Origin of the sequence: Rahnella sp. R3(2024) (assembly GCF_042920125.1) — a bacterium.
Taxonomy (GTDB): Bacteria; Pseudomonadota; Gammaproteobacteria; order Enterobacterales; family Enterobacteriaceae; genus Rahnella; species Rahnella rivi.
In genome coordinates this window covers 979,061-1,002,751 of record NZ_JBHGBU010000001.1, presented here as the reverse complement: position 1 = coordinate 1,002,751, position 23,691 = coordinate 979,061, and the positions used below count along the sequence as shown (strand labels likewise).

Sequence of the window (23,691 nt, the reverse complement as noted above, 5' to 3'; positions counted from 1 at the left end):
TTTTTTATGGGTGAAATCCTCTCAGAGTTTTATTTTCTGTGCGCCGCAAACCCATTCTTCTCTGGCGCGGTGTCTGAGTTGAGCGTCAGGCGCGGATAACGGCGGAACTGCGGCATGGGTGCGAGGAGATTGAGTGTGCGGAAAATTATCGCGCAATCAATTTGAAATGAGGCAACCAACGGGCTGCCTCATTCCGGGTACATTTTTCTAACCGTGAACTGCCTGAATCAACATATCGTTAATCCATTGATTGACACTTTTACCGGAGATCTCTGCTGCAATATTGATAGCAGCATGGACTTCAGGCTGAATCCTCAGGCTGATTTTACCGCTTGCGGGACGTTGAGGAGCGCGACCTTGCTCAGCACAATAACTGAGATAGTCGTCAACGGCTTCTTCAAAAACAGCCCTGAGGTCTGAGACGTTATCTGCATGGAAACCTATTACGTCCTGAATACCCGCGATGTGCCCGATCAGACACTGATCCTCGTCGCTATATTCTATCCTGGCTGCATATCCCTGATAGGTCATGGTACTCATGGTTTTACTCCTGTCGCTTCAAGGAATGTTCTGGCATCCCGTACCTGATAAATTTTCGCTTCTTTTTCCGAGTGTGGCCGGTGAAATGAAGCAACAACCTGATTAATTTCAAAGCGTACCCGCGAACCTTTGCCTTCACTGACTTTGGCACCTAAAGCGATAAATAAAACCTCTATTTTTCGCCATTCGAGCATTGAGGGGGTGGGTAAGGCAAAAATAAGATGTAACGTTTTCAGGTGTGCGGCATTTAGCATCTTCATAATTTATCGATCCTTCGAAAGTGATTGCCGCCAAATTTTTATGATATCACTATTTGATATCAAAAATGAAAGTCGAAAAAAATAAAACAAAAAAGGCAGCCCTCAGGCCGCCTTGTTGTCATGCCACATGTGGGCGTTATTCGTTGAACAACCGGGTGTCGTTCGCCATGCTGTCGACGACGCTTTTCAGATCGTTTGCCGTCACTTTTTGTTTATCGTTGGAAACCTGTTTGCCGAATCCTTTACGAACAACTTTTATCACCGCTTTACCGGTGCTGGCATCGATCAGCTCGCCTTCAAAGTACACTTCGGTATCACGGGTACGATGGCCGGTGGCCGTTTCGGTACCTGCAATCACCAGCGCCACCGGAATAACTTCATAGAACTGCAAACCTTCTGCCGAAGTATTCACACCGGTAATGGCACCTTTGAAGATCAAAGTACGTGGCCCCGCGTGATCGGTCAGCGGCAGACGCTCAGACAGCGCAGTTTTCATGCGGCTGTTGGCATAATCCAGAGCACCCTGAAGTGTCTCTTTACTGATTTGCTCAGTAGGCTGAGGCTCAGGATAGAATTTAATCGGTTCGTATTTAAGGTAGGAGTAATTCTCTTTCTTAAACGAAGGATCGATCCAGCGCAGAACCGGATTTCCTGAGGCGGTTTTCACTTCCTTGAGGCCCGAATAATCCCCCAGGAAGCCTGAGAATTTTTCAGTCTGCGTAACATGGCTTGTACAGCCCGCTAAAAACATCGTACCGGTCACAAGAGCAATCTGCAGCAGCTTTATTTTTTTCATTCGAACCCTCGAAATTTTTAAGGAAGACAAAGTATGTATAGCACCGCTGGGGAATTTAACCTCTTAACAACAAAGAAAAATTGATGAAGAACAGAGTATTGATATTTGTGAGAGGGGCGCATGATTGATCACGCTCGTCTCATTTATTTGGTGAATGAAAGAGATAGTACTCGCCTTTAGGGCTATCCCCCGTGGCGACGATGTCCCAGCCTTTTGATAAATAAAATGCGACCGATTTTTGACTCTTTACCAAACATTTCAGCGAACCGGTGCGGGTAAAGGTTTTTTCAGCGGCGCGAAGTAAGGCGCTGCCGGCGCCGGTCCCCTGAAATTGCGGGTCGATAAACAGGTTATGCAGAAAGTTTTCCTGGGTAAAAATCGAGGCAAACCCGAGTAAATGCCCATCGCGCTCCGCGACAAGTATCGTCTCGCCGATCACCGCACGGTCAAAATCTTCCAGCTTGTAGTCAACCTCTGTCAGCCACGTCCAGGTATCTTTGCGTGCGGCCAGATACAGCGTGCGTAAAAAAGGACGATCGGCTTCTTCGTAAGCCCGGATGTGAAGTGGTGATACCAAAGAGTGAGACTCCTCAAAGACTGTGGGGTTATTTGTGCGTATGGTACGCAACTCACTTAACGATACTGCCAGCGACTATGTATGAGTTCAATTTGGTTTTGTTGCTGTTGCAGCAAATGTGCGTCTATTTAGTCATTGCGTATTTACTCAGCAAAACTCCTCTGTTTATCCCGCTGATGCACGTCACCGTGCGGCTTCCGCACAAATTGCTGTGTTATTTCATGTTCTCGATGTTCTGCATTATGGGCACTTATTTTGGTCTGCATATTCAGGATTCTATCGCCAATACCCGGGCTATCGGCGCGGTGCTGGGCGGTTTACTCGGCGGGCCGGTCGTCGGTGTTCTGGTCGGTCTGACGGGCGGGTTACACCGGTATTCGCTGGGGGGCATGACAGCGCTGAGTTGCATGATTTCGACGGTTATCGAGGGATTGCTCGGCGGCATAGTGCATCGTGTGCTGATGCGGCGGGGACGTATTGACCGGCTGTTTAATCCGCTGACCGTCGCGGGCGTCACGCTGTTTGCTGAAGTGCTGCAAATGGCGATCATTTTGATGGTTGCGCGTCCTTTTGACGAAGCGCTGCGGCTGGTCAAAAGCATCGCCACGCCGATGATGGTGACCAATACCATCGGCGCGGCCATGTTTATGCGCATTCTGCTCGACCGGCGGGCGATGTTTGAACGTTACACCACGGCGTTCAGCGCCCGCGCGCTTAATATCGCCGCGTGTACCGAAGGCGTGCTGCGTCAGGGATTTAATCAGGAGAATACCGCACGGGTGGCGCAGATCATTTATCAGGAGCTGGATATCGGCGCGGTGGCGATTACCGATCGTGAGAAGCTGCTGGCGTTTGTCGGGATCGGCGACGATCACCATTTGCCGGGATCGCCGATATTGTCCGAACATTCGCACCGCGCCATCGAACATAACGAGGTGGTTTATGCCGACGGTAATGAGGTGGCCTATCAGTGCACGCAAAGCCCGTCGTGTAAGCTTGGCTCGACGCTGGTGATCCCGCTGCGCGGTGAAAATCAGGAAGTGATCGGCACGATCAAACTGTATGAAGCGCGCAACCGGCTGTTCAGCTCGATCAACCGTACGCTGGGCGAAGGCATCGCCAGCCTGCTGTCGGCGCAGATCCTTGCCGGACAGTACGAACGGCACAAACAGTTACTGATCCAGTCGGAAATTAAACTGCTGCACGCGCAGGTGAATCCTCACTTTCTGTTTAACGCGCTGAATACCCTGGTGGCGGTGATCCGTCGCGACAGCCAGCAGGCCAGTGAACTGGTACAGCATCTTTCTACGTTTTTTCGCAAAAACCTCAAACGCCCGCAGGAAGTGGTGACGCTGGCCGACGAAATCGAGCATGTGCAAGCCTATCTGCATATCGAACGAGCGCGGTTCAGTGACCGTCTGAATGTCACCTTTGATTTCCCCGAGGCACTGCAACAGCTCTGTTTACCTGCTTTTACCCTGCAACCGCTGGTGGAAAACGCCATCAAACACGGGACATCGCAGTTGCTCGGTATCGGGCAGCTTCGTCTTTCTGCCATCGGGCAGGGAGAGTGTCTGGTGCTCACCGTGGAAGATAACGCCGGGCTGTATGCGCCGTCGGCGAACGGTAACGGGCTTGGGATGAGCCTGGTCGATCGCCGTCTGCGCGGGCGCTACGGCGACGAGTTCGGGTTACAGGTTGAATGCGAGCCGGAACGGTTCACCCGCGTCATTTTACGTTTGCCAGCCAGGAGCCGACATGCTGAAAATATTGATTGTTGATGACGAGCCGCTGGCGCGTGAAAACCTGTGCGTGCTGTTGCAGCCGGTCGCTGACGTCATCGTGGCCGGCGAATGTGAAAATGCGGTGGAAGCCCTTGGCGCGATCAACCGGCTGCGACCTGACGTGGTGTTTCTGGATATACATATGCCGCGCATCAGCGGTCTGGAACTGGTCGGTATGATCGACCCCGAGCGCATGCCTCATATCGTCTTTCTCACCGCATACGATGAGTATGCGCTGCAGGCGTTCGAAGAGAATGCGTTCGATTATCTGCTCAAACCGGTTCAGGCGTCACGGCTGGAGAAAACCCTTCATCGCCTGCGACAGCATCTTCCTGCGCAAAATGTCAGTGCGCTGATGGCGGGGGAACCGGATCTGTCCCTGATCCCCTGCTGCGGGCAGAACCGTATTTATCTGCTCTCCACAGATGAGGTGATTTTTGTCTGCTCACGGGTCAGCGGCGTATTCGTGAACCGCGCCGACGGCAGTGAATGCTTTACAGAGCTGACGCTGCGCACGCTGGAAAGTCGCACGCCGTTGCTGCGTTGCCACCGGCAGTATTTGATTAATATGCAGCATCTGCGCGAAATCCGTTTTGATGACTGCGGGCAGGCAGAGCTGGTGATGAAAAATGAGGTACGGGTACCGGTCAGTCGTCGCTACCTGAAAGCCCTGAAGTCCCGGCTGGGCCTGTAACCCGCACCGTTCACTCTGGCGTTTTAACCGTTTAAATCGCTATTACGCCGCTCACGCCAACAGCCGGAGCGCTTTCATCGGCACTTTGTTACGTTGCGCCGGATTATTCCTTATCCGGAGAACAACAAGATGCAACACGCACTGACTTTTGTCATCGCGACTTTGTGTATTCTGACAATCTGTTACCGGCTTTACGGGGTGTTTTTCGTCCGTAAAGTGCTGAAAGCCGATGATGCTCAGGTCACTCCGTCGCATTTACTGGAAGACGGGAAAGACTACGTCCCGACCAAAAAATGGGTGAACTTTGGCAGCCACTTCGCGGCCATCGCGGCGGCGGGGCCACTGGTCGGCCCGGTGCTGGCCGCGCAATACGGTTATCTGCCCGGCATGTTATGGCTGCTGATCGGCTGTGTGGTCGGCGGCGCGGTGCATGATACCGTCGTGCTGTTTGCCTCCATGAAACACAGAGGGAAATCGTTATCCGAGGTCGCTAAGCGAGAGCTTGGCCCGGTGGCAGGCTGGTGCACGGGGCTGGCGATGTTATTTATCATCACTATCACCATGGCCGGTTTATCGATGGTGGTTGTCCACGCTCTTGAGCGTAATCCGTGGGGGACGTTTGCCGTCTTCATGACCATCCCGGTGGCGATTTGCGTTGGCCTGTGGGAACGTCTGACCGGTAGTATGAAAGCCGCTTCATGGGTGGGGATTATTGCCATCATGGCCTGCGTGGTGATCGGGCCGTACATTCAGGCCTCGGCGTTTGGGGAATGGCTGAGCCTGCGTGCTTCGACGGTCAGCCTGGTGTTGCCGGTCTACGCATTCTTCGCGACCGCATTGCCGGTGTGGATGTTGCTGACACCGCGCGGTTATCTCTCCAGCTTCATGAAAATCGGCGTGTTCGGGGCGCTCATCGTCGGGGTGGTGTTCATTAACCCCGAGATCCAGTTTCCGGCGATCACACCGTTTATCCACGGTGGCGGCCCTGTGCTGGCCGGGCCGGTCTGGCCGTTTATCTCAATCACTATCGCCTGTGGCGCGATCTCCGGCTTCCACGCATTTATCGGTTCCGGCACGACGCCGAAGCAAATCGATAAATGGAGCGACATCTTACCGGTCGGTTTTGGTGCGATGTTAGCGGAATGCGTGGTCGGCGTGATGGCGCTGATTGCCGCGACCGCGCTGCATCCGGCGGATTACTTTGCGATCAACTCGGCGCCCGAGGTTTTTGCCGGTCTGGGGATGCAGGTGGTGAATCTGCCGACACTCAGCCAGGAAATTGGTCTGGATCTCAGTGGCCGTACCGGCGGGGCTGTGACGCTGGCAGTCGGCATGGCGGATATCTTTACCCGCATCCCGTGGTTCAGCCATTTGTCTTCGTACTTCTTCCAGTTTGTGGTGATGTTCGAGGCGGTATTTATCCTGACGGCCGTGGATTCCGGGACCCGCGTGGCGCGCTATCTGTTACAGGATTTCTTCGGCGATCTGTGGTCGCCGCTCAAACGTACTGACTGGTGGCCGGGCGCAGTGGCGTGCAGCATCGTCGCCTGCCTGCTGTGGGGATACCTTCTTAACTCGGGCGACATCAACTCCGTCTGGGCGTTGTTTGGCGTTTCAAACCAGCTGATGGCCTCGATTGGCCTGATGATCGGCGCGACCATTATCTTGCGTCTGGCGGACAAACGCCGCTACATGCTGACCTGCCTGATCCCGCTGGCCTATCTCTATGTCACGGTCAACTATGCGGCGTACTGGATGGTCGCTCATGTGTATTTCAATTCTGCGGCCAAAGGTTTCAACCTGTTCAACGGCACCATCTCAATCATCATGGTCGCCCTCGGCGCGGTGATTATGGTGGCATCTGTTCTGCGCTGGATAACGTTGTGGCAGGCGCGCAGCGAAGGCATGACTGGCGACGTACCGGCTACGCTGTAAATCGCGATTGTTTCATCAGCCCTGTCAATGGACAGGGCTTTTTTGTATCAATTGCTGATTGATCTTCCCGCCGTCCACACCAATAATGCTCCCTTGACTCGGGGTGCCGCGCTTGCAAAAGAACGGCTGAGATTTTACCCGTATTACCTGATCTGGATTATGCCAGCGTAGGGAAGTCAGGTATCTCTCCCGATGCCGCCTTCCTGAAAGCCGGTTGGGAGACTTATGAACGTCCGACCTTCCGTATTTCCCGGTGCTACTGCCGCCGGTTCTTTACATCAACTCCGCCATGCCTCACCGCTGGTCCATTGCCTGACCAACGATGTGGTGCAATCTTTTACTGCCAATGTCCTGCTGGCGCTGGGTGCTTCTCCGGCGATGGTGGTCGATCCCGATGAAGCGGCGCAGTTCAGCGCCATTGCCGATGCCTTACTGGTGAACGTCGGCACGCTCACACATCCCCACGCTAACGCGATGCTGGCGGCGATTCATGCCGCAAATCAGGCCGGGAAACCCTGGGTGTTAGATCCCGTCGCGGTCGGTGGCCTGAGCTGGCGAACCGAATTTTGCCTCGGTATCCTGCCGTTAAAACCCGCCGCCATTCGTGGCAATGCGTCTGAAATCCGTGCCCTCAGTGGCCTGAGCGCGTCAGGCCGCGGCGTTGACAGCGGCGACGATTCGCTTTCTGCTCTGCCTGCCGCACAGCAACTGGCGCAGCAAACCGGGGCGATAGTGGCTGTGACCGGCGAAACGGATTACATCACTGACGGCAAACGCCATTGGGCTGTGCCGGGCGGGCATCCGATGATGACCCGCGTGGTCGGTACCGGCTGTGCATTATCTGCCGTGGTAGCGGCATTTTCGGCATTACCGGGCGACCGGCTGGACAACGTCGCGGCGGCGTGTCGCGTCATGTCATGTGCCGGTGAGCGGGCTTGTGCGACAGCCTACGGGCCGGGCAGCTTTACGCCAGCGTTCCTCGATAATCTGTATTTATTGAACGAAACATGGCTGAACGGGGAGGGCTGTCATGAAACGCATTAATGCGCTGACCATTGCCGGCACTGACCCGAGCGGCGGCGCGGGCATTCAGGCGGATTTGAAAACTTTCTCCGCCCTCGCCGCTTATGGCACCAGCGTGATCACGGCGCTGGTGGCGCAAAATACCCGTGGCGTTCAGTCGGTCTGTTACATCTCACCGGAGTTTGTGGCGGCGCAGCTTGATTCCGTCCTCAGCGATGTGCGTATCGATACCGCTAAAATTGGCATGCTGGCAAACAGTCAGATTGTGGAAACGGTGGCGGAGCGGCTTGGCCATTATCAGCCGCCGTTTGTGGTGCTCGATACCGTGATGCTGGCGAAAAGCGGCGATCCTTTATTGCAGCCGGAAGCGGTCGAGGCGTTGCGGCGGCTGCTTTTGCCTCAGGTTTCGATCATCACCCCAAACCTGCCCGAAGCAGCAGCGTTGCTTGAATGCGCCATCGCCACCAGTGAAGCGGAAATGCGTGAGCAGGGCGAAGCTTTACTGGCGATGGGGTGTGGCGCGGTGTTGATGAAGGGAGGGCATCTTAGCGACGAAGAGAGTCCGGACTGGTTGTTTATGCGGGATACGCGTGAGCGTTTCACTGCGCCGAGGGTGAACACCCGCCATACTCATGGCACCGGCTGTACGTTGTCAGCCGCCCTGGCGGCACTGCGCCCGCGCCACAGCGGCTGGGCAGACACTGTGCGCGAAGCCAAAGCCTATCTGCAACAGGCGCTGATACAGGCCGACTCGCTGGATGTCGGGCAGGGTATCGGGCCGGTGCATCATTTCCATCGCTGGTGGTAAGGCGATAGTGAAGGGCAGTCAGGCGCTGCGCTGCGATTTTTCCAGTGCCTGTTCTGCCTGATGAAACATCATCAGCGCCCGCTGTAAATGCACGGCATCAAACGGATTCAGCGGGTAGAATTTCTCGTCTTTACGCGGGCGCAGCATCACCCGGATCTGGCTGACAGAAATCCGCTCATAAAGATAACTGGCGATGTCCTGATTCTCTTCATCTTTCCATGAAAGAACCAGCGCCGCGTGTTCGCCGCTGCGTCGGCCAATAAACTGCTCATGCAGCCACAGGCCTTCCAGTTCGCCATCTTTTTGCAGTTTTTTGCCGCTGAACCACGATGAATCTGCCAGCAGCCACAGTGCCTGCGGGGTGATCTCTTCATGCAGCTGACGCCATAACGGGCGGTTATTGTCCATCTGCCAGCAGGCCATACCAAGATAATCATTCAGCTCGCGCCAGTCGTTTTCGAGGCGCTCTTTCAGCTCAGGATCCTGCACATGCATAAACTGTTGCAGGCCGGTCGCCTGTTCGCCCAGTTTGTTATAGGCAATGACGGTCATGGTGCGAGGCGTGCGGCGGAAAGTCACCCACAGCAGCACTTTGGGAATGCGAAAAGTGATGGCCTGCACGGTCAGTTTGTAACGGTTACCCCGCGACATCACCAGGCCGTTCGCGGTGCCACGTTTATCCTGATAATTTCTTACCAGCACCACACTGTTCTGGCCCATCCAGCCGGTGAGATAATGCTCTTTCTCGCTTTCGGCCACGTCCAGATCGCGTGCAATCTGGCTGATCTTTTCTTCATCCAGTTGGGCGAGGGAGAGTGACTGTTCGGCACTGTAATAGCTTTTTTTCAGGGGGGCTGCGGCTGGCATAAAGGTATCCACGATATTGATGTGGTTTACAGCTTACACTAAGTTGTCATACAGATTTTGGCGCTAACCCGCAAAAATTGAACGCCGCAGACAGCGGGATGGAAAGAAAACCTTCGCCTTACAGACCCAGGGTCTGATGAAATTTTACGAGACGTCTCGTAAAAAAAACGCATCATGATTGTTATTCCCGGATTGAGGATTATTCTTGCGAAATAACATGCAACCTGTGGGAATAAAATGGAAAGGATGACGTTACATGAAAGGGTGATTAATGAGACGGTCACAATAATGAATGCCGTCTTCAGTAAGTTAGATGTCTCTCTTATTATAAAGTGTATTCGTCGCAGTGATATTATCTGGCAGCAGCGTCGGGCGAGGCGTAATTTACGACAACCTGAAAAACACCAGCTTAACTGGAAATGGCTGTTTAACGAGTATCGGAAAAATAAGCCGCAGAATTCAGGTATGGAGCAGGCCGCTTATGTGTTTTGTCTCAATAACCTGCAGCAGGAGCGGGCCGCGTTCCTGTTAACCTCGTGCCGGTGCTTATCAGAAGAACTGGAGCTCAATGCACTGGAGAATTTTTATCGCAAGACAGCAGGGCATCCTTTGAAAAGGAATATGCTGTATTACAGCCTTTGTCTTATGGTGATTTACGCTGAGGTTCTTAATGAGCTGGGTATATTAAAGAAAGAAAGGGTGAGATTTGTAATTAAAGATGTTGTTAATGATGATGTAATGCGTTTTTATATCTCCGCAGCGCCCCTGTCGCAAGTTTCGCAAGAGATGGAGTGCGAATCCACTTACTATTTATTACGTGAATATATAAATATGGATTTATTTAATATCAACGTTTGAAGAATGAATTCATCATTTCAGACAGAGAATTTTTATCTGACTTATCAGGAGCAGCACATGAAGCGAGACAAGGAAAAACCGGTTAATTTAACGCCTCGGCAGACAGAACTTGTGGAACTCGTTGTCGGATTTTTAAGATCCTGCGATGAAAAATATGAAGGTCAAAAAGATGTTGAAGGTTTTGAAGGGGGAGGTGTGCTGCTTGGCCCGCGAGAAGCCTGCTACCGCCCTTCAAAAGACTGGAACAAATTGCCCTGAAGTGAAAATTATCTCCCGCGTTGGCATCGTTTTACCACGCGGGAAGACAAACTCACTCGGCATCAAACCAGTCACTGTTCTGTTCGGCAATGGGCGTGATAGTGGAAATCATTTCCTGCAAATGAATGCGGATGGCTTTTTCCGCTGCATCCGGGTCATGTGCTTTCAGACCATCGAAAATCGCATAATGCTGTGCAATCAGATTCTCCGGCGGGGAGACTTTACTGAGCGTCAGGAACCGCACGCGGTCCATGGTGGCTTTGATGTGTTCGACGGTTTCCCACGCCAGACGGCAGTCAATGATTTGCGCGATGGTGCGGTGGAAATCATCGTCAAGCAGCAGGAATTCCTGCGTTTGCTGGCTTTTGGCGGCCAGCGTCTGGCGTTCAAGATTGTGTTCCAGCAATGCCAGATCTTTCCCGGTGGCGACCATCGCCGCACGGCGCACCACGGCGGTTTCGACGGCTTCACGAATGAAACGGCCGTCAGCTACCCGCTTGGAGGAAATTTTCATCACATAGGTGCCGCGCTGTGGCAGTACCTGCACCAGTCCGGCTTCCGCCAGTTTGATAAAGGCTTCGCGCACCGGCTGGCGGGACACGTTAAAGCGTGTGGAAATCTCTTTCTCCGACAGGAATGCCCCCGGCGCAATGGCGCAGGTGACGATGTCCTGACGCAAGGTACGGTAAATCTGCTGATTAACCGGTACATTGCTGAGAAATTCAAAGGCGTCTGTCATGGGCAAAAGTTGTCTTCAGAATCGGGAGTCCATAATACTAACATGAGTTTTCTCAGGATTTTGAGATTGTTAGCGCAAGGTTTTCACAGATATTTGGCTTATTTCATCAAAGCTAATCCGAATTAATGTGCTCACGGCAATAGAGCTTTTTATACGCCGCTGGCGTGATCCCCAGCAGTTTGCGAAACACTCGTCGAAAATACGCCACGTCATTAAACCCGGTGAGGCGGGCCACATCCGCCACATTGCCGGTATTCGCCAGCAACAGTTTCTCGGCGGCGGCAACACGTTGTTTATGCAATGCTTCGGTCAGCGTCATCTGGAAAGTCAGGCGGAAAACCCGTCCGAGATAATCCGCGTTGCAGTGCAGCCGTTCCGCCAGTTCCGAAGCCCCCAGCGGCATGTGAAACTGTGTCGTGATGAGCTGGCGGGCTTTATAAGCCAGTGCCACGCCGGGGCCGCCCGGTTCGACATTCTCCGGCCAGGCACGCGAGACTTCCTGTAACAGCAATATCAGAAACAGCTCGAGAGAGTTACCTCCGCGTTCCTGTTCATATAAAAATAATCTGAACAGCGTTAACAGGGTTTCGCTGTCTCTGACTTTACAGTGCTGTGGAATATTCAGCTGTAAAGAGGGACTGTTTGGTTGTATTTCCATTATTGCGCTATCTTTCACAATATCGAAATGCAGCCAGTAAAATTTTAAATCGGGATCGAATGTTGTGATCCCTTTATGTTCACGCCCTGGAAATAACAATAAACTTTCGCCTGCGTGTAAATCAAAACGGTTATTTTCTTCCTGCAAAGACAGCGAACCCCGCACGACATAAATTAACTCGTGCGAACTCAGGCGTCGGGTCGGATGTGTGCCAATCCCCCGTGAAATAAACAGACCGCCGTTTTGCACTTTTACCGGGTAATTAACGGGAAACGCAAGCATTTCAGGCATTTTCAGGCGCTCATCAGGCAGGTGTAGATTGACAGTAGCATAAGAAACACGCGCTACCCGCCGGGCGTTAAGAGGTTTTGATCTGCTTCACAGATTCTGTTCGTGAGTCGGAATTGTCCCGTTTAACTACTTTATCCTCCTCTTGTTGGCATGAAATCTCTATGCCAGATTTATGGCGTACCTTATTTCATCTCAGGGCTGATGCGAAAAATTAGCCTTATTCATTGTGTTCCTACAGCTTATAAATAACGATATAAAAGCGAGGAAAAATAATGCCAACAGTTTCAGTTAATACCGGTTCTGCGCCGGTAAGCGTTGAGGGGAAAATAATTTCTGTTAACGCTAAACTCTCCGTCAGTGAGAAAATCGGTTACGGATTAGGTGACGCCGGTGGCACGATAATAACCTGTCTGATCACCAGTTTTCTGACCTTCTTTTATACCGATGTCTTCGGGCTGACACCGGCGATTGTCGGCACATTGTTTATTTCCCTGCGGGTGATTGATGCGATTTCCGATCCGCTGATGGGCATTCTGGCTGACCGCACCCAAAGCCGCTGGGGGCGCTTTCGTCCATGGCAGTTGTGGATAGCGTTGCCGATTGGCGTAGTCGGTTTTCTCACCTTCACGGTGCCCGGCCTGAGCGGTGATGCCAAAATCGCGTACGCCTTCTTCACTTACTTCCTGCTTTCGGTGTCATACACGGCCATCAACGTGCCGTATTGCGCGCTGATTAACACCATGACCACCGATCACCGGGAGGTGATTTCCTGCCAGTCATGGCGCTTTGTTTTGTGCGGTGTGGCCGGATTTATGGTTTCCGTCGGGCTGCCGTGGCTGGTGCAACTCTTCGGCAAAGGTGATGCTGCGCGGGGGTATCAGCAGGGCGTCGGCTTGCTGTGCTCGGTGGCGGTGGTGATGTTCCTGTGGTGCTTCTTCACGGTTCGCGAGCGTCTGCCGCTGGCGCTGCTGGGGCAGTTCAGCATTAAAGAGCACATCCGCGGAATGCTGAAAAACGACCAGTTGCTGCTGGTTCTCCTCATGTCATTCCTGCTGATCAACGTGTTCAACCTGCGCGGTGGCGGCTATATGTATTTCATCACCTACGTGCTGAAAGGCGGCGCAGGGTACGCGTCGATGTTCTTCGGCATGGTGACGCTGGCGTCAATTCTCGGCGCGATCATCGTCAATCAGCTGACCAAATTTATCGACAGCGTGCGTCTCTACCTGATCACCAATCTGGTGCTGGCGGTGTTTTCCCTGCTGTTGTGGTTTGTGCCGGTGGGTGAACAATTCCAGACGCTGTGGCTTGGCATTATCTTCGTACATTGTGTGATCCTCGGCTTCACGCTGCCGCTGCACTTTTCCATCATGGCGTTTGCCGATGACTACGGACACTGGAAAAACGGTATCCGCTCTTCCGGCATGAACTTCGCCTTCAATCTTTTCTTTATCAAACTGGCCTGGGCCTCCAGCGCCGGGATCATCAGTCTGGTCTTTATTTGGGTGTCTTATCAGGCCGGTGCCGGGCACCAGACCGCGGCATCCCTTGGCGGGATCACGCTGCTGGAAACGCTGTTGCCTGCGGCGATGCATTTACTGCTGGCCGGGACGCTGATGTTCTGCAAGCTCAATAACACATTGCTGACCCGCATGTCCCGCGAGCTGGCGGCAAACGTTTAATGTTGATAACTGTTCAGGAGGTTGTATGTCTTTTTCTCCGGTTGAATCTTTAGAAGTGCCTTTGCACAAGGTGAATGTCTCCGACGCGTTCTGGCGGGAGTATCAGCGTCTGGTGAAAGATGTGGTGGTGCCGTATCAGTGGAAGGCGCTCAATGATGAGGTTGCCGATGCCGAACCGAGCCACGCGATAGAAAACTTCCGCATTGCCGCCGGGCAAAGTGACGGTGAGTTTTACGGCATGGTTTTTCAGGACAGCGACGTTGCCAAATGGCTGGAAGCGGTGGGTTATTTGCTGGCGAAAACACCGGACCCGGCGCTGGAGGAAACCGCCGATCAGGTGATCGAACTGGTCGGCGCGGTGCAGCAGCCCGACGGGTATCTCAACACCTATTTCACCGTCAAAGAGCCGCAACACCGCTGGACCAATCTGGCGGAATGTCACGAGCTTTACTGCGCCGGACATCTGATCGAAGCGGGTGTGGCTTATGCGCAGGCTACGGGCAAAACCCGTTTGCTGGAGATCGTCTGCAAACTGGCTGATCACATTGCCGATGTCTTCGGGCCGGGCGAAAAGCAATTACACGGCTATCCCGGCCACCCTGAAATTGAACTGGCGCTGATGCGTTTGTATGAGCAAACCGCCGAAACCCGTTATCTCGAACTGACAAGGTATTTCGTTGAGCAGCGCGGGGCGCAGCCGCATTTTTACGATATCGAATATGAAAAACGCGGCAAAACATCGCACTGGAATAACTACGGCCCGGCGTGGATGGTTAAGGATAAAGCCTACACGCAGGCGCATCTGCCGATAGCACTACAGACCACGGCGGTCGGCCATGCGGTGCGGTTCGTTTATCTGTACGCCGGTGTCGCGCACCTGGCGAGGCTGAGTCAGGATCAGGAAAAACGCGAAACCTGCCAGCGCTTATGGGAAAACATGACGCAAAGGCAGATGTACATCACCGGTGCGATTGGTTCGCAAAGCAGCGGAGAAGCGTTTTCCTCGGATTACGATTTACCCAATGACACGGCCTATACCGAAACCTGCGCCTCGATTGGCCTGATGATGTTTGCCAACCGCATGTTGCAGATGGAGGCCGACAGCCGTTACAGCGACGTGATGGAACGTGCGCTTTACAACACCGTGCTGGCCGGTATGGCGCTCGACGGTAAACATTTCTTCTATGTGAATCCGCTGGAAGTGCACCCGAAAAGCATCCCGTTCAACCATATTTATGATCACGTAAAACCGGTGCGTCAGCGCTGGTTCGGCTGCGCCTGCTGCCCGCCCAATATTGCGCGGCTGCTGGCGTCACTCGGCCATTACATTTATACCCGGCGCCCGGACGGTGTGGATATCAATCTGTATATCGGCAGCGATGTGGAGGCGGAAATCGGCGGAAAACCGCTACGGCTGAAACAGTCCGGCGGCTACCCGTGGGCTGAAAACGTAACGATTGACGTTGATACCGGTGAACCGCTGGAAGCCACGCTGGCGCTGCGTTTACCTGACTGGTGCGCCAGCCCGCAGGTCGCCATCAATGGTCATCCGCTTGAACTGACCAGCCTGACGCAGCGCGGGTATTTGCGTCTGACCAGGGAATGGCAGAAAGGCGATCGCATTGAAATGACCTTACCGATGCCGGTCACCCGCGTGAAAGGTAACGCACTGCTGCGCCACGTCGCCGGAAAAGTCGCCGTGCAGCGCGGGCCACTGGTGTATTGCCTGGAACAGGCGGATAACGGCAGTGAACTGCATAACATTCGTTTGCCGCACGATGCGCCGTTCCGCCTGATTTCTGGCAGCGGACTGTTCGCGGGTAAAACATTGCTGCAAACGCAGGGCGAGCGACGCCCGTCGGTGCAGGCCGGGCAGCAGCCGTTGTACCGCTACAATCCGCCAGAGGAAGCAACCTTGCCGCAAACCATGACCTTTGTGCCGTATTTTGCCTGGGCGAACCGTGGGGAAGGGGAGATGCGGGTGTGGATTGATGAAGTGTAGAAAAGGCTGAACCCGCCTCCAAAAAATAAACCCGGCGCAGGTGGCCGGGTTTTGAATATCCTTTCACTGATTTAGCTGTGAGAGAGTGTTGTCTCGGCGGACTGTTTAGGCGGTTTGATCACGAAGAACACCAGAATTGCCCCCAGCGCGGCGACGCCGCCTGCGAGAATAAAGGCGCTGTCAAAACGACCGGTATTCTGGACAATAAATCCGGTGACCACGGGCCCGATGATGCCGGACACGCTGCCGACCAGATGAATGAATCCGCTGGTGCCGCCGACGCGGGATTTATGTACCACGTCCTGAATAATCGCCCAGTAAATTGCCCCGGTGGTATACAGGAAGAAAATAGACACTGACATCAGCACCACCGCAGGCACCACGCTGGTGACGATACCGGCGAGGGCGACGCAAATGGCAGCGGCTAACAGGCTGACCACCAATATAATTTTACGCGACAGCAATAAGCGGCCGGTAATATTGAAGATCTTATCTGAAATATAACCGCCCAGTGCCAGTCCGACGAAGCCGACAATCCACGGAATAACCGTTGTCAGGCTCATCTCTTTAATATTCAGGCCATGCGCCTGCACCAGATAAGCCGGGAACCAGCTGAGGAAGAAGAACAAAATATAGTTGTAGCAGAAGAATGCGAAGGCAGTGACCAGAATAATCGGTTGTTTTAAATAATACCCCAGCCCATGCGCAGCCTGTGCCAGATCTTCCTCTTCGCTGATATTTTCATTCTTCATTGCATCAATTAAACGTAATTCTTCCTGGGACACGCGCTTACTTTTCAGCGGATTATCGGCCACCGTAAAGAACCAGATCACCATCCACACAATACCAATCGCGGCAATGACCATAAACGCCGGACGCCAGCCAAAGGAGATTGCCAGATACCCGACAATAGGCCCGGCCACAGCGCCGCCGAGGGGCGAACCGGCGCTGAGCAGACCCATGGCGGTCGCCGCCTTTTTCTTCGGGAACCAGCCGTTGATCATCTTATTTGCCGAGGCACAGATCGGGCCTTCGGCCATGCCAAATAATACCCGCAGAATAAGCATGGAATAAAAGCCGGTGGCGATAGCGGTCATGCCACAAAACAGTGACCATAACCCGACGGCTAACCCCATGACGATGGTCGGGCCAAATTTATCGACAGCCAGACCGCCAAGGAAGTTAAATATCGCGTAACCAAAGAAGAAGCTGCCAAATATCATGCCGAACTGTTCAGGATTGATGGCCAGTTCTTTTTCTATCATCGGGACCGTTATCGACAGCGCAACGCGGTCGAGATAATTGATCATGTAAACCATAAACAGCAGGAATACGATTATCCAGCGTAGATTCTTAAACATAGATGCTCCACGTAGTGTTGTTTTAATAGTGTTACGTTTTTATAAGTAGAATATGAGGTACAACAGACGGGAGGATTGAATTCTCCTCCCGTTAAAGCCAAATCGTCAGATATCTCCGTGATCAGAATGCCAGCAGAACCTTGCAGCACGAACGCTGATCTTTCTCAAACAGCGTCAGCGCGGCTTCGACTTCGCTGGCGGGCATCCAGTGGGTCACCAGCTTTTCCGGGGCGATCTTCCCTTGCTCAATCCATTCAATCACCTGCGGGAACCGGTGGCTGTTCAGGCGTGAAGAGAACAACGAAATCTCTTTGCTGGTAATACTTTGCTGCGTCACCGAACTCGGTTCGCCGGAGAAACCCATCATGCCGATGCGTGCTGCCGGAGACGCCAGCAGAATGGCTTCCTGCAAGATCGCCGGATGGCAGGCGGCATCCACGATAAGCGTCGGGCGCACACCTTCTGCGGCGAGCACGTCGGCTACGCTGCGTTCTGCATTGTTGATGGTCCAGTCCGCGCCGCTTTCCTGTGCCATCTGAAGACGTTCTTCAATGCGATCGGTGACAATCACTTTCTGCACGCCGTAGACGCCTTTCAGTACCTGAATCACCGTCAGCCCCATCGGACCGGCACCGTACACCAGCGCGGTGTCCTGCGGTGTCGGTTTGAGAAAGGCGGTGATATTGGCCGCGATAGTAAAGGGTTCGACCATGCTGGCGAGTTTGTCCGGAATGGCCGCAGGCACCACGTAGGCATTTTTCGCCGGTGCGCAGGCATAATCACTGAAACCCCCGTCACGGTGGACGCCGATCACCTGCAATTCGGTGCACACGTTCGGGCGGCCAATGGAGCAGGGATAACAATGGCCGCAGCTGACCACCGGATCAACAACCACGCGCTCGCCGATACGCGAGGTGTCTACGCCTTCTCCGACGCTGTCGATGTGCCCGAAGAACTCATGGCCGATCACCCGTGGGTATTTTGCGAACGGATTATGCCCGTGATAAATGTGCACATCCGAACCGCAAATCCCTGCGTAACTGACCCGAACTCGTACCTCACCGGCGGCAGGTACCGGCAAGGCACGTTGCTCGATCACCAGTTTTCCTGGTTCTTGTATAACGACACTGTTCATTATTCGCTCCCTTACCAGTTCCACAACGTACCGTCTTCCAGACGGGCCACCGGCAGATAGGCCGGTTCATACGGATATTTCGCTGCCAGCTTTTCGTCGAACTCGATGCCCAGACCCGGTTTTTCGCCAGGGTGCATGTAGCCGTTATCGAACGTCCAGTTATGCGGGAAGACTTCCAGCATTTGCTCGGAGTAACCCATATATTCCTGCACGCCAAAGTTTGGCACCCACAGGTCGAAGTGCAGCGCCGCCGCCATACAAACGGGTGAGAGGTCGGAAGGGCCGTGCGAGCCGGTACGCACCTGATACAGCGAGGCGAAATCAGCAATGCGGCGCATGCCGGTGATGCCGCCCGCGTGGGTAATGGTGGTGCGGATATAGTCGATCAGTTGCTCTTCGATCAGCTGTTTGCAATCCCAGATGCTGTTGAACACTTCCCCTACCGCGATTGGCGTCACCGTATGCTGGCGGATCAAACGGAAGCATTCCTGATTTTCCGCCGGGGTCGGATCCTCCATCCAGAACAGACGATAGTCTTCAATGCTTTTACCAAAGCGCGCCGCTTCGATTGGCGTCAGGCGGTGGTGCATGTCGTGCAGCAGGTGTTCGTCGAAGCCGAATTTGTTACGCACGGCTTCAAACAGTTTTGGTGTGAAATCGAGGTATTTCTCCGTTGACCACAGCTGTTCCTCCGGCCAGTTGCCTTTGGTGGCCGGTTCGTAGGCCAGCCCTTTGCCTTTCGCCATGCCGTAGGTGGTTTTCATGCCCGGTACGCCGCATTGCGCGCGGATCGCCTTGAAGCCCAGCTCTTTGTGTTTAGCGTAGTCATCAAGCACTTCATCCACCGAATGGCCGGTGGTGTGGCAGTAAACCATGACGCCGGTGCGCGATGCGCCACCGAGCAGTTGATACAGCGGCATATTGGCGGCTTTGGCCTTGATGTCCCACAGCGCGGTGTCCACGGCAGAAATCGCCGACATAGTGACCGGGCCACGACGCCAGTACGCGCCTTTGTAGAAGAACTGCCAGATATCTTCGATCTGATGCGCGTCACGCCCGATCAGTTGCGGGCAAACATGATCTTTCAGGTAGGACGCCACCGGCAGTTCGCGGCCATTCAGCGTGGCATCACCGATCCCGGTCAGCCCGCTGTCGGTAGTGATCTTCAACGTAACAAAGTTGCGCCCCGGACAAGTAACAAAGACTTCAGCATTCACGATTTTCATCGGTTATGACCTTCTGCAGTAAAGTAAGATGCATTTTCTTTGGCTATAAATACGCCATATGACAACTACCATACAAGTATGTTTATCGTTTTTTGCCGGGGAGGATCACACTTTGTTGCGGAAAAGTGAATATGACGAGAGGCGGGAAACCGGCTGCGGGTGCCAATAAAAAAGCCTCCGCGGTGGGAGGCTTCGGGTGCTTCTATTGCGCCAGCCGCATCACTTCCTCCCATACCGCATCATCCACCGGGATCCCCTGGCTGAGGTTTTCACGGCGGTTTGATGCCGCCGTTTGCCCCGGATACCGCACATCGCGGCTGTTTTCGGCGGGATCGGATCCATTCACGTAATCTGCCACGCTGTCGGCCATGCGTTCGGTGAACTCAGCGCCACCGAGTTGTTGCGGATCGAACACCATGAAGATCTGACTGGCGCCGGTGCAGCTGCCTTTGCCTATTTTGTCGATCTCATTGGTGGGGGATCCGGCTGACAACAGTGCGGCCATGGCATCCAGCACAATCGCCAGACCGGAACCTTTCCAGTAACCGGTGGGCAAAATACGCATTGAGGCTTCGATCGGGCCCGGATCGTCGGTAAGATTTCCCTCTTTATCGTAGCCGCCGGGGAAAGGCAGTTTTTCGTTTTTCAGCCGGGTAACCTGTAATTTGCCGTAGGAATACTGTGACATCGCCATATCCAGCACGATCGGGCCTTTGGCGCGGGGCACCGCCATCACGAACGGGTTGTTGCCGACGCGGGTATTTTTACCGCCCCAGGCAGGCATGCAGGATTCAGTATTCGTCCAGCATATCGCGGCCATGCCATGTTCGGCTGCGTGCCAGCCATAACTTCCGCCGCGCATCCAGTGGGTGCTGTTTTTCAGTGCCACAATGCCGACGCCATATTCCTTCGCCATCTCTGCGGCTTTTTCAACGGCGAACAGGGCATTGGTGATGCCGATCCCCTGATGTCCGTTGTAAATGGCGATGGCCCCCAGTGATTTTTCAAGTTCCGGTTTGGCATGAATATCAATCCAGCCCTTTTTGACATAATCCACAAAGCGCGCCACCCGGTTCAGGCCGTGTGAGGCAATGCCATCGCAGCTGGATTCGGTATGGATACGGGCGCAAACCCGCGCACTTTCATCATCCAGCCCGGCATTAAGCAGGGCGCGCTGAATTGTCTGTTGCATCAGGCTGAATTCAATTCTTTGCATGGTCGGCTCCGGTTGAGAGTTCAGGGGAAGTCGGGGAAGAAATGATGTCGGTTTGACTAAGAATATTATTATCACCCCAGCATTTTTCGTAAGGCCAGCCGGTCAGTTGTTCGGCGATTAAACGGGTTTCAGGCGTGACGTCATATTTACTGCCACCGGCTTTGAGGCGCTCGATTTCATTAACCAGCAAGACATGATTATGGCGGGTAAGCTTGAATTTCATTGAACTGTATAAACCGATCAGCAGGAAAATAACTGAACCGGCACCGAACACCAGCGTAATACCATAAACAGCTTCGGCAGGTTGAGTACTGCTTTTTGGGGTAAATCCATAATGCTGTAATAACAGCCCGACGCTGAATAACGCCACTGCCTGAACAGCCTTGCGCACGAAGGTCATTACCCCGGCGAATATACCTTCGCGACGTTTACCCGTGAGCATTTCATCCACATCAGGAATAAAGCTGTAGATATTCCAGCAAACATAGCTGGTGCCGGAACGCCCGACGCCCATGAGAATAACGGACACATAAATCAGCGCCATATTATAAGGCAATTGCAGAAGATGAATGGCGATGAATAAGCCGACACTGGCTAACATAAACAGTTGAGCAATTCTGTACGATGCACCATTTCCCCATTTCATACAGAGAAAAATAAACAGCGCGACACACACAAACTGTACCAGCGTCATTAATGTCATGGCGTTGGAGGCTGATACCGCATTCTGCCCGAGAACAAAAATGATGTAATAAGCGAGCACCGCACCGAGCACGTCGAGCGCGACATAGCCCCCCAGATACATGCCCACATGCTGGCGGAAAGTCCGCACTTTCATGGTGGAAACCAGGGATTTAAACAGGTGTTTCATGTCCCGTCGAAAAGAGAGCTTAGGCGCAGAAACATCCACAGGGATAGGGCGCTCCCAGGTGTAGAAGTACAACAGCAGGATCACCACGGCAAACAGCACGCCAAAAATGGCACCCATAATCAGAAAAGAAGAAGAAGAGTCATCTCCGAGATACGCAATAATCCGCCCCGGTAACCATGCCGCTAATATTGCCGCGCCGGTAGAAAAGAACATTCTGACGCCCGTGAGTTTGGTGCGCATTTTAAAGCTGGAGGTCATTTCTGCTGCCAGCGTTTCATACGGCACAATGGCCAGCGTATAGGCAGCATAGAATAAAATATACGTGACCAGGTAATACCAGAACCCCATACCGCTGACCCACATAATAATGTAAGTCACCATAATTAACGGTGCGCCGAATAAGAAGAAGAATCCCCTGCGTCCGTATTTTTTACCCAGCGGGTTACGGTAGAAATTATCAGTGACATATCCCATCAGTGGATCAAAAAAAGCGTCCAGCAGACGTGCTGTCGCAATAACGGCTCCCGCCTCTGCGGGGCTTAATCCGGCATAAGTGGTATAGAAAAACATTATCCACAAACCCAATACCGCAAAACATCCGCCGCCGAAGAAATCACCTCCGCCGTACGCCAGCATATTTTTAAGCGATATCGGTCTTTCTTTATGATGATTAATCATGATGCCTCTGTATCCAATAAAATTGAGATAAATAAAAGTCATGAAAAGACACGAATAATAATGCCCGCAGAACTTCATCCGTGGACCTTCAGCGGCATAGGCAATGTAAACCTAGGTAATGCACAGCTACCATACAAGTATATTTATCGGGATTTAACAGGAGGGATCACAAAAACAGGGACGGATTTCCTCTGTACTGTAAGGCAGATCACAGTACAGAGAATGAACAAATGACAGGAGGGGAGAGGTTAGCCGAGCAACTCGCAATGGGGTGGTAACCGGCACTCGATGACTTCGGGCAGAACTTCAATGCGAAAATGTTTCCCGGTCAGCGGTTCGCCATCCAGATTGAAGGTCATGTCATGGGGGGCAGTGATTTCCAGCCACGGCAGATGGGCGGAGACGATATTTTTGTTTTCTTCGTTGTTGAGCAGGCTGCGAAGGAAAGACGGCAGAAGTTCTTCTGACGTCAGCAGACGCAGTTGCAGCAGGCCATCGTTGATCAGCGCTTCCGGGCAAATCTGCTGCCCGCCACCGGCCTGACGGCCATTACCAATGCCGATGACCAGGGCGTCGCCTTCCCAGCTGAAATCCGGGCCTTTGATCTCGCAGCGGTCAGCCTTCAGCGTATCCAGACGTAAAAGTCCGTGAATGAAGTACGAGACGCCGCCGAGTGCTGCTTTGAGTTTTTCCGGCGTTTCGGTGGTGATGCGCGTACCAAAACCGCCCGTCGCCATATTGATGAAGAAATGTTTATCATTCACCTGAGCCAGATCGATGGCTTCTGCACGGCCTTTGATCGCCAGCAATAATGCCTGTTCGGGCGCCAGCGGAATATTACAAGCGGTCGCAAAATCATTGGCAGTGCCGAGTGGCACAATGCCCAGGATCGGACGCGGGCCTTCAAGTTGCGCCAGTGCGCCGGCGACTTCGTTGATGGTGCCATCGCCGCCACCTGCGATCACCGTGTCACACCCAAGGGCGACAGCTTCTGCGACGTAACGAAAGGCATCGCCGTATTCCCAGGTCACGCGGACAAACAGTTCGATCCCTTCTTTGCGCAGAGCACCGACGGCCTCACGCAGCTCTTCATTGCCTGCGCCTTTTCCATTCAAAATCAACAGTGCTGTGGTCATGTATGCTCCTCGTTTCTTTCTATAACTACCATAAATGATTAAGCGCATACTTGGCTATCAGATAAATGATCGAAAACCTCATTCATAAATGAAATGGTTGAAATTATATATATTTATTAAAACTATTATTTAGGCGTCAATTTTATTTATTAATAGAAAGGAAAGAAAAAATAATGAGACAGGAGCGCGAACATTCAGAGGGGATTGATTACCAAAAGAAAAGCCAGCTCAAGGGAGATTGAGCTGGCCAAGGAGGTGGTTCCTAGTGTAGTCCGGTGCTTTATTTTGCATTCGAA

22 protein-coding genes and 1 riboswitch are annotated in these 23,691 nt (G+C 53.2%); of the genes, 9 read left to right on the top strand and 13 right to left on the bottom strand.

The window, feature by feature from the left end:
* Positions 1–207 precede the first annotated feature (207 nt).
* From ABSH60_RS04385 to ABSH60_RS04370, 4 genes are all read right to left on the bottom strand, one after another.
* A complete protein-coding gene (locus tag ABSH60_RS04385) occupies positions 208–540 on the bottom strand; it encodes a type II toxin-antitoxin system HicB family antitoxin (protein ID WP_122097420.1) in 333 nt (110 codons plus the stop codon).
* Complete coding sequence (locus ABSH60_RS04380) at positions 537–800, bottom strand: type II toxin-antitoxin system HicA family toxin (RefSeq protein ID WP_390972865.1); 264 nt, start codon at positions 798–800, stop codon at positions 537–539. Before ABSH60_RS04380 ends, ABSH60_RS04385 begins: the two co-directional genes overlap by 4 nt.
* A gap of 136 nt (positions 801–936) precedes the next feature.
* On the bottom strand, positions 937–1,596 hold the full coding sequence (locus ABSH60_RS04375; RefSeq protein ID WP_390972863.1) for a DUF3313 family protein: 660 nt from the start codon (positions 1,594–1,596) through the stop codon (positions 937–939).
* A gap of 139 nt (positions 1,597–1,735) precedes the next feature.
* Positions 1,736–2,173 carry a GNAT family N-acetyltransferase gene (locus ABSH60_RS04370; RefSeq protein WP_183847949.1) on the bottom strand — a complete coding sequence of 146 codons (438 nt, stop codon included), beginning with the start codon at positions 2,171–2,173 and terminating at the stop codon, positions 1,736–1,738.
* Positions 2,174–2,250: 77 nt separating this feature from the next.
* Here ABSH60_RS04370 and ABSH60_RS04365 point away from each other — a divergent pair, with 77 nt between their 5' ends.
* The 5 genes from ABSH60_RS04365 (at position 2,251) to thiD (ending at position 8,417) form a co-directional block, all read left to right on the top strand.
* Positions 2,251–3,954 carry a sensor histidine kinase gene (locus ABSH60_RS04365; RefSeq protein WP_136377295.1) on the top strand — a complete coding sequence of 568 codons (1,704 nt, stop codon included), beginning with the start codon at positions 2,251–2,253 and terminating at the stop codon, positions 3,952–3,954.
* Entirely contained in the window at positions 3,932–4,651 is a 720-nt protein-coding gene (gene btsR / locus ABSH60_RS04360; RefSeq protein WP_390972860.1) for a two-component system response regulator BtsR, read from the top strand. Before ABSH60_RS04365 ends, btsR begins: the two co-directional genes overlap by 23 nt.
* A gap of 129 nt (positions 4,652–4,780) precedes the next feature.
* A complete protein-coding gene (locus ABSH60_RS04355) occupies positions 4,781–6,586 on the top strand; it encodes a carbon starvation CstA family protein (RefSeq protein ID WP_390972858.1) in 1,806 nt (601 codons plus the stop codon).
* 89 nt (positions 6,587–6,675) lie between these two features.
* A riboswitch (TPP riboswitch) is annotated at positions 6,676–6,777 on the top strand.
* A 34-nt stretch (positions 6,778–6,811) separates the two neighbouring features.
* On the top strand, positions 6,812–7,630 hold the full coding sequence (thiM, locus tag ABSH60_RS04350; protein WP_390972856.1) for a hydroxyethylthiazole kinase: 819 nt from the start codon (positions 6,812–6,814) through the stop codon (positions 7,628–7,630).
* Positions 7,617–8,417 carry a bifunctional hydroxymethylpyrimidine kinase/phosphomethylpyrimidine kinase gene (gene thiD / locus ABSH60_RS04345; RefSeq protein ID WP_136374766.1) on the top strand — a complete coding sequence of 267 codons (801 nt, stop codon included), beginning with the start codon at positions 7,617–7,619 and terminating at the stop codon, positions 8,415–8,417. Before thiM ends, thiD begins: the two co-directional genes overlap by 14 nt.
* A gap of 18 nt (positions 8,418–8,435) precedes the next feature.
* Here the strand turns inward: thiD and ABSH60_RS04340 are convergent, their stop codons facing one another.
* On the bottom strand, positions 8,436–9,284 hold the full coding sequence (locus tag ABSH60_RS04340) for a hypothetical protein (protein ID WP_056781222.1): 849 nt from the start codon (positions 9,282–9,284) through the stop codon (positions 8,436–8,438).
* Positions 9,285–9,521: 237 nt separating this feature from the next.
* Here ABSH60_RS04340 and ABSH60_RS04335 point away from each other — a divergent pair, with 237 nt between their 5' ends.
* Positions 9,522–10,142 (top strand): hypothetical protein, encoded by a 621-nt coding sequence (locus ABSH60_RS04335; RefSeq protein WP_390972853.1) that lies wholly within the window; start codon positions 9,522–9,524, stop codon positions 10,140–10,142.
* Positions 10,143–10,199: 57 nt separating this feature from the next.
* Entirely contained in the window at positions 10,200–10,400 is a 201-nt protein-coding gene (locus tag ABSH60_RS04330; RefSeq protein ID WP_122097430.1) for a hypothetical protein, read from the top strand.
* A gap of 52 nt (positions 10,401–10,452) precedes the next feature.
* Here ABSH60_RS04330 and ABSH60_RS04325 read toward each other — a convergent pair whose 3' ends face one another.
* Together ABSH60_RS04325 and ABSH60_RS04320 are read right to left on the bottom strand one after the other, a co-directional pair.
* A complete protein-coding gene (locus ABSH60_RS04325; RefSeq protein WP_056781211.1) occupies positions 10,453–11,139 on the bottom strand; it encodes a GntR family transcriptional regulator in 687 nt (228 codons plus the stop codon).
* Between the two features lie 112 nt (positions 11,140–11,251).
* Positions 11,252–12,079 (bottom strand): helix-turn-helix domain-containing protein, encoded by an 828-nt coding sequence (locus ABSH60_RS04320; RefSeq protein WP_390975678.1) that lies wholly within the window; start codon positions 12,077–12,079, stop codon positions 11,252–11,254.
* 281 nt (positions 12,080–12,360) lie between these two features.
* Between ABSH60_RS04320 and ABSH60_RS04315 the strand changes: the two genes are divergently transcribed.
* Positions 12,361–13,770: a glycoside-pentoside-hexuronide (GPH):cation symporter gene (locus ABSH60_RS04315; RefSeq protein WP_390972851.1), complete on the top strand. Its 1,410-nt coding sequence runs from the start codon at positions 12,361–12,363 to the stop codon at positions 13,768–13,770.
* Between the two features lie 25 nt (positions 13,771–13,795).
* Complete coding sequence (locus ABSH60_RS04310) at positions 13,796–15,772, top strand: beta-L-arabinofuranosidase domain-containing protein (protein WP_390972849.1); 1,977 nt, start codon at positions 13,796–13,798, stop codon at positions 15,770–15,772.
* Positions 15,773–15,843: 71 nt separating this feature from the next.
* Here the strand turns inward: ABSH60_RS04310 and ABSH60_RS04305 are convergent, their stop codons facing one another.
* The 6 genes from ABSH60_RS04305 to yegS all read right to left on the bottom strand — a co-directional run bounded on the left by ABSH60_RS04305 (position 15,844) and on the right by yegS (position 23,395).
* The gene (locus tag ABSH60_RS04305; protein ID WP_390972847.1) at positions 15,844–17,133 is read right to left on the bottom strand and encodes an MFS transporter; all 1,290 of its coding nucleotides are present in this window, start codon (positions 17,131–17,133) and stop codon (positions 15,844–15,846) included.
* 121 nt (positions 17,134–17,254) lie between these two features.
* Positions 17,255–18,268, bottom strand: a complete 1,014-nt coding sequence (locus ABSH60_RS04300; RefSeq protein WP_183847933.1) for a Zn-dependent oxidoreductase — start codon at positions 18,266–18,268, stop codon at positions 17,255–17,257.
* 11 nt (positions 18,269–18,279) lie between these two features.
* Positions 18,280–19,494, bottom strand: a complete 1,215-nt coding sequence (manD, locus tag ABSH60_RS04295) for a D-mannonate dehydratase ManD (RefSeq protein ID WP_056781191.1) — start codon at positions 19,492–19,494, stop codon at positions 18,280–18,282.
* A 202-nt stretch (positions 19,495–19,696) separates the two neighbouring features.
* Positions 19,697–20,710, bottom strand: a complete 1,014-nt coding sequence (gene yiaK / locus ABSH60_RS04290; RefSeq protein ID WP_390972845.1) for a 3-dehydro-L-gulonate 2-dehydrogenase — start codon at positions 20,708–20,710, stop codon at positions 19,697–19,699.
* The gene (locus tag ABSH60_RS04285) at positions 20,697–22,259 is read right to left on the bottom strand and encodes an MFS transporter (protein ID WP_390972843.1); all 1,563 of its coding nucleotides are present in this window, start codon (positions 22,257–22,259) and stop codon (positions 20,697–20,699) included. Before ABSH60_RS04285 ends, yiaK begins: the two co-directional genes overlap by 14 nt.
* A 248-nt stretch (positions 22,260–22,507) precedes the next feature.
* Positions 22,508–23,395: a lipid kinase YegS gene (yegS, locus tag ABSH60_RS04280; protein ID WP_390972841.1), complete on the bottom strand. Its 888-nt coding sequence runs from the start codon at positions 23,393–23,395 to the stop codon at positions 22,508–22,510.
* Positions 23,396–23,691: the final 296 nt, after the last annotated feature.

Bases quoted from the DNA above. Each gene is read 5' to 3' on its own strand.
- ABSH60_RS04385 (WP_122097420.1), bottom strand. From the start codon at position 540: ATGAGTACCATGACCTATCAGGGATATGCAGCCAGGATAGAATATAGC.
- ABSH60_RS04380 (WP_390972865.1), bottom strand. From the start codon at position 800: ATGAAGATGCTAAATGCCGCACACCTGAAAACGTTACATCTTATTTTT.
- ABSH60_RS04375 (WP_390972863.1), bottom strand. From the start codon at position 1,596: ATGAAAAAAATAAAGCTGCTGCAGATTGCTCTTGTGACCGGTACGATG.
- ABSH60_RS04365 (WP_136377295.1), top strand. From the start codon at position 2,251: ATGTATGAGTTCAATTTGGTTTTGTTGCTGTTGCAGCAAATGTGCGTC.
- btsR (WP_390972860.1), top strand. From the start codon at position 3,932: ATGCTGAAAATATTGATTGTTGATGACGAGCCGCTGGCGCGTGAAAAC.
- ABSH60_RS04355 (WP_390972858.1), top strand. From the start codon at position 4,781: ATGCAACACGCACTGACTTTTGTCATCGCGACTTTGTGTATTCTGACA.
- thiM (WP_390972856.1), top strand. From the start codon at position 6,812: ATGAACGTCCGACCTTCCGTATTTCCCGGTGCTACTGCCGCCGGTTCT.
- thiD (WP_136374766.1), top strand. From the start codon at position 7,617: ATGAAACGCATTAATGCGCTGACCATTGCCGGCACTGACCCGAGCGGC.
- ABSH60_RS04340 (WP_056781222.1), bottom strand. From the start codon at position 9,284: ATGCCAGCCGCAGCCCCCCTGAAAAAAAGCTATTACAGTGCCGAACAG.
- ABSH60_RS04335 (WP_390972853.1), top strand. From the start codon at position 9,522: ATGGAAAGGATGACGTTACATGAAAGGGTGATTAATGAGACGGTCACA.
- ABSH60_RS04330 (WP_122097430.1), top strand. From the start codon at position 10,200: ATGAAGCGAGACAAGGAAAAACCGGTTAATTTAACGCCTCGGCAGACA.
- ABSH60_RS04325 (WP_056781211.1), bottom strand. From the start codon at position 11,139: ATGACAGACGCCTTTGAATTTCTCAGCAATGTACCGGTTAATCAGCAG.
- ABSH60_RS04320 (WP_390975678.1), bottom strand. From the start codon at position 12,079: ATGCTTGCGTTTCCCGTTAATTACCCGGTAAAAGTGCAAAACGGCGGT.
- ABSH60_RS04315 (WP_390972851.1), top strand. From the start codon at position 12,361: ATGCCAACAGTTTCAGTTAATACCGGTTCTGCGCCGGTAAGCGTTGAG.
- ABSH60_RS04310 (WP_390972849.1), top strand. From the start codon at position 13,796: ATGTCTTTTTCTCCGGTTGAATCTTTAGAAGTGCCTTTGCACAAGGTG.
- ABSH60_RS04305 (WP_390972847.1), bottom strand. From the start codon at position 17,133: ATGTTTAAGAATCTACGCTGGATAATCGTATTCCTGCTGTTTATGGTT.
- ABSH60_RS04300 (WP_183847933.1), bottom strand. From the start codon at position 18,268: ATGAACAGTGTCGTTATACAAGAACCAGGAAAACTGGTGATCGAGCAA.
- manD (WP_056781191.1), bottom strand. From the start codon at position 19,494: ATGAAAATCGTGAATGCTGAAGTCTTTGTTACTTGTCCGGGGCGCAAC.
- yiaK (WP_390972845.1), bottom strand. From the start codon at position 20,710: ATGCAAAGAATTGAATTCAGCCTGATGCAACAGACAATTCAGCGCGCC.
- ABSH60_RS04285 (WP_390972843.1), bottom strand. From the start codon at position 22,259: ATGATTAATCATCATAAAGAAAGACCGATATCGCTTAAAAATATGCTG.
- yegS (WP_390972841.1), bottom strand. From the start codon at position 23,395: ATGACCACAGCACTGTTGATTTTGAATGGAAAAGGCGCAGGCAATGAA.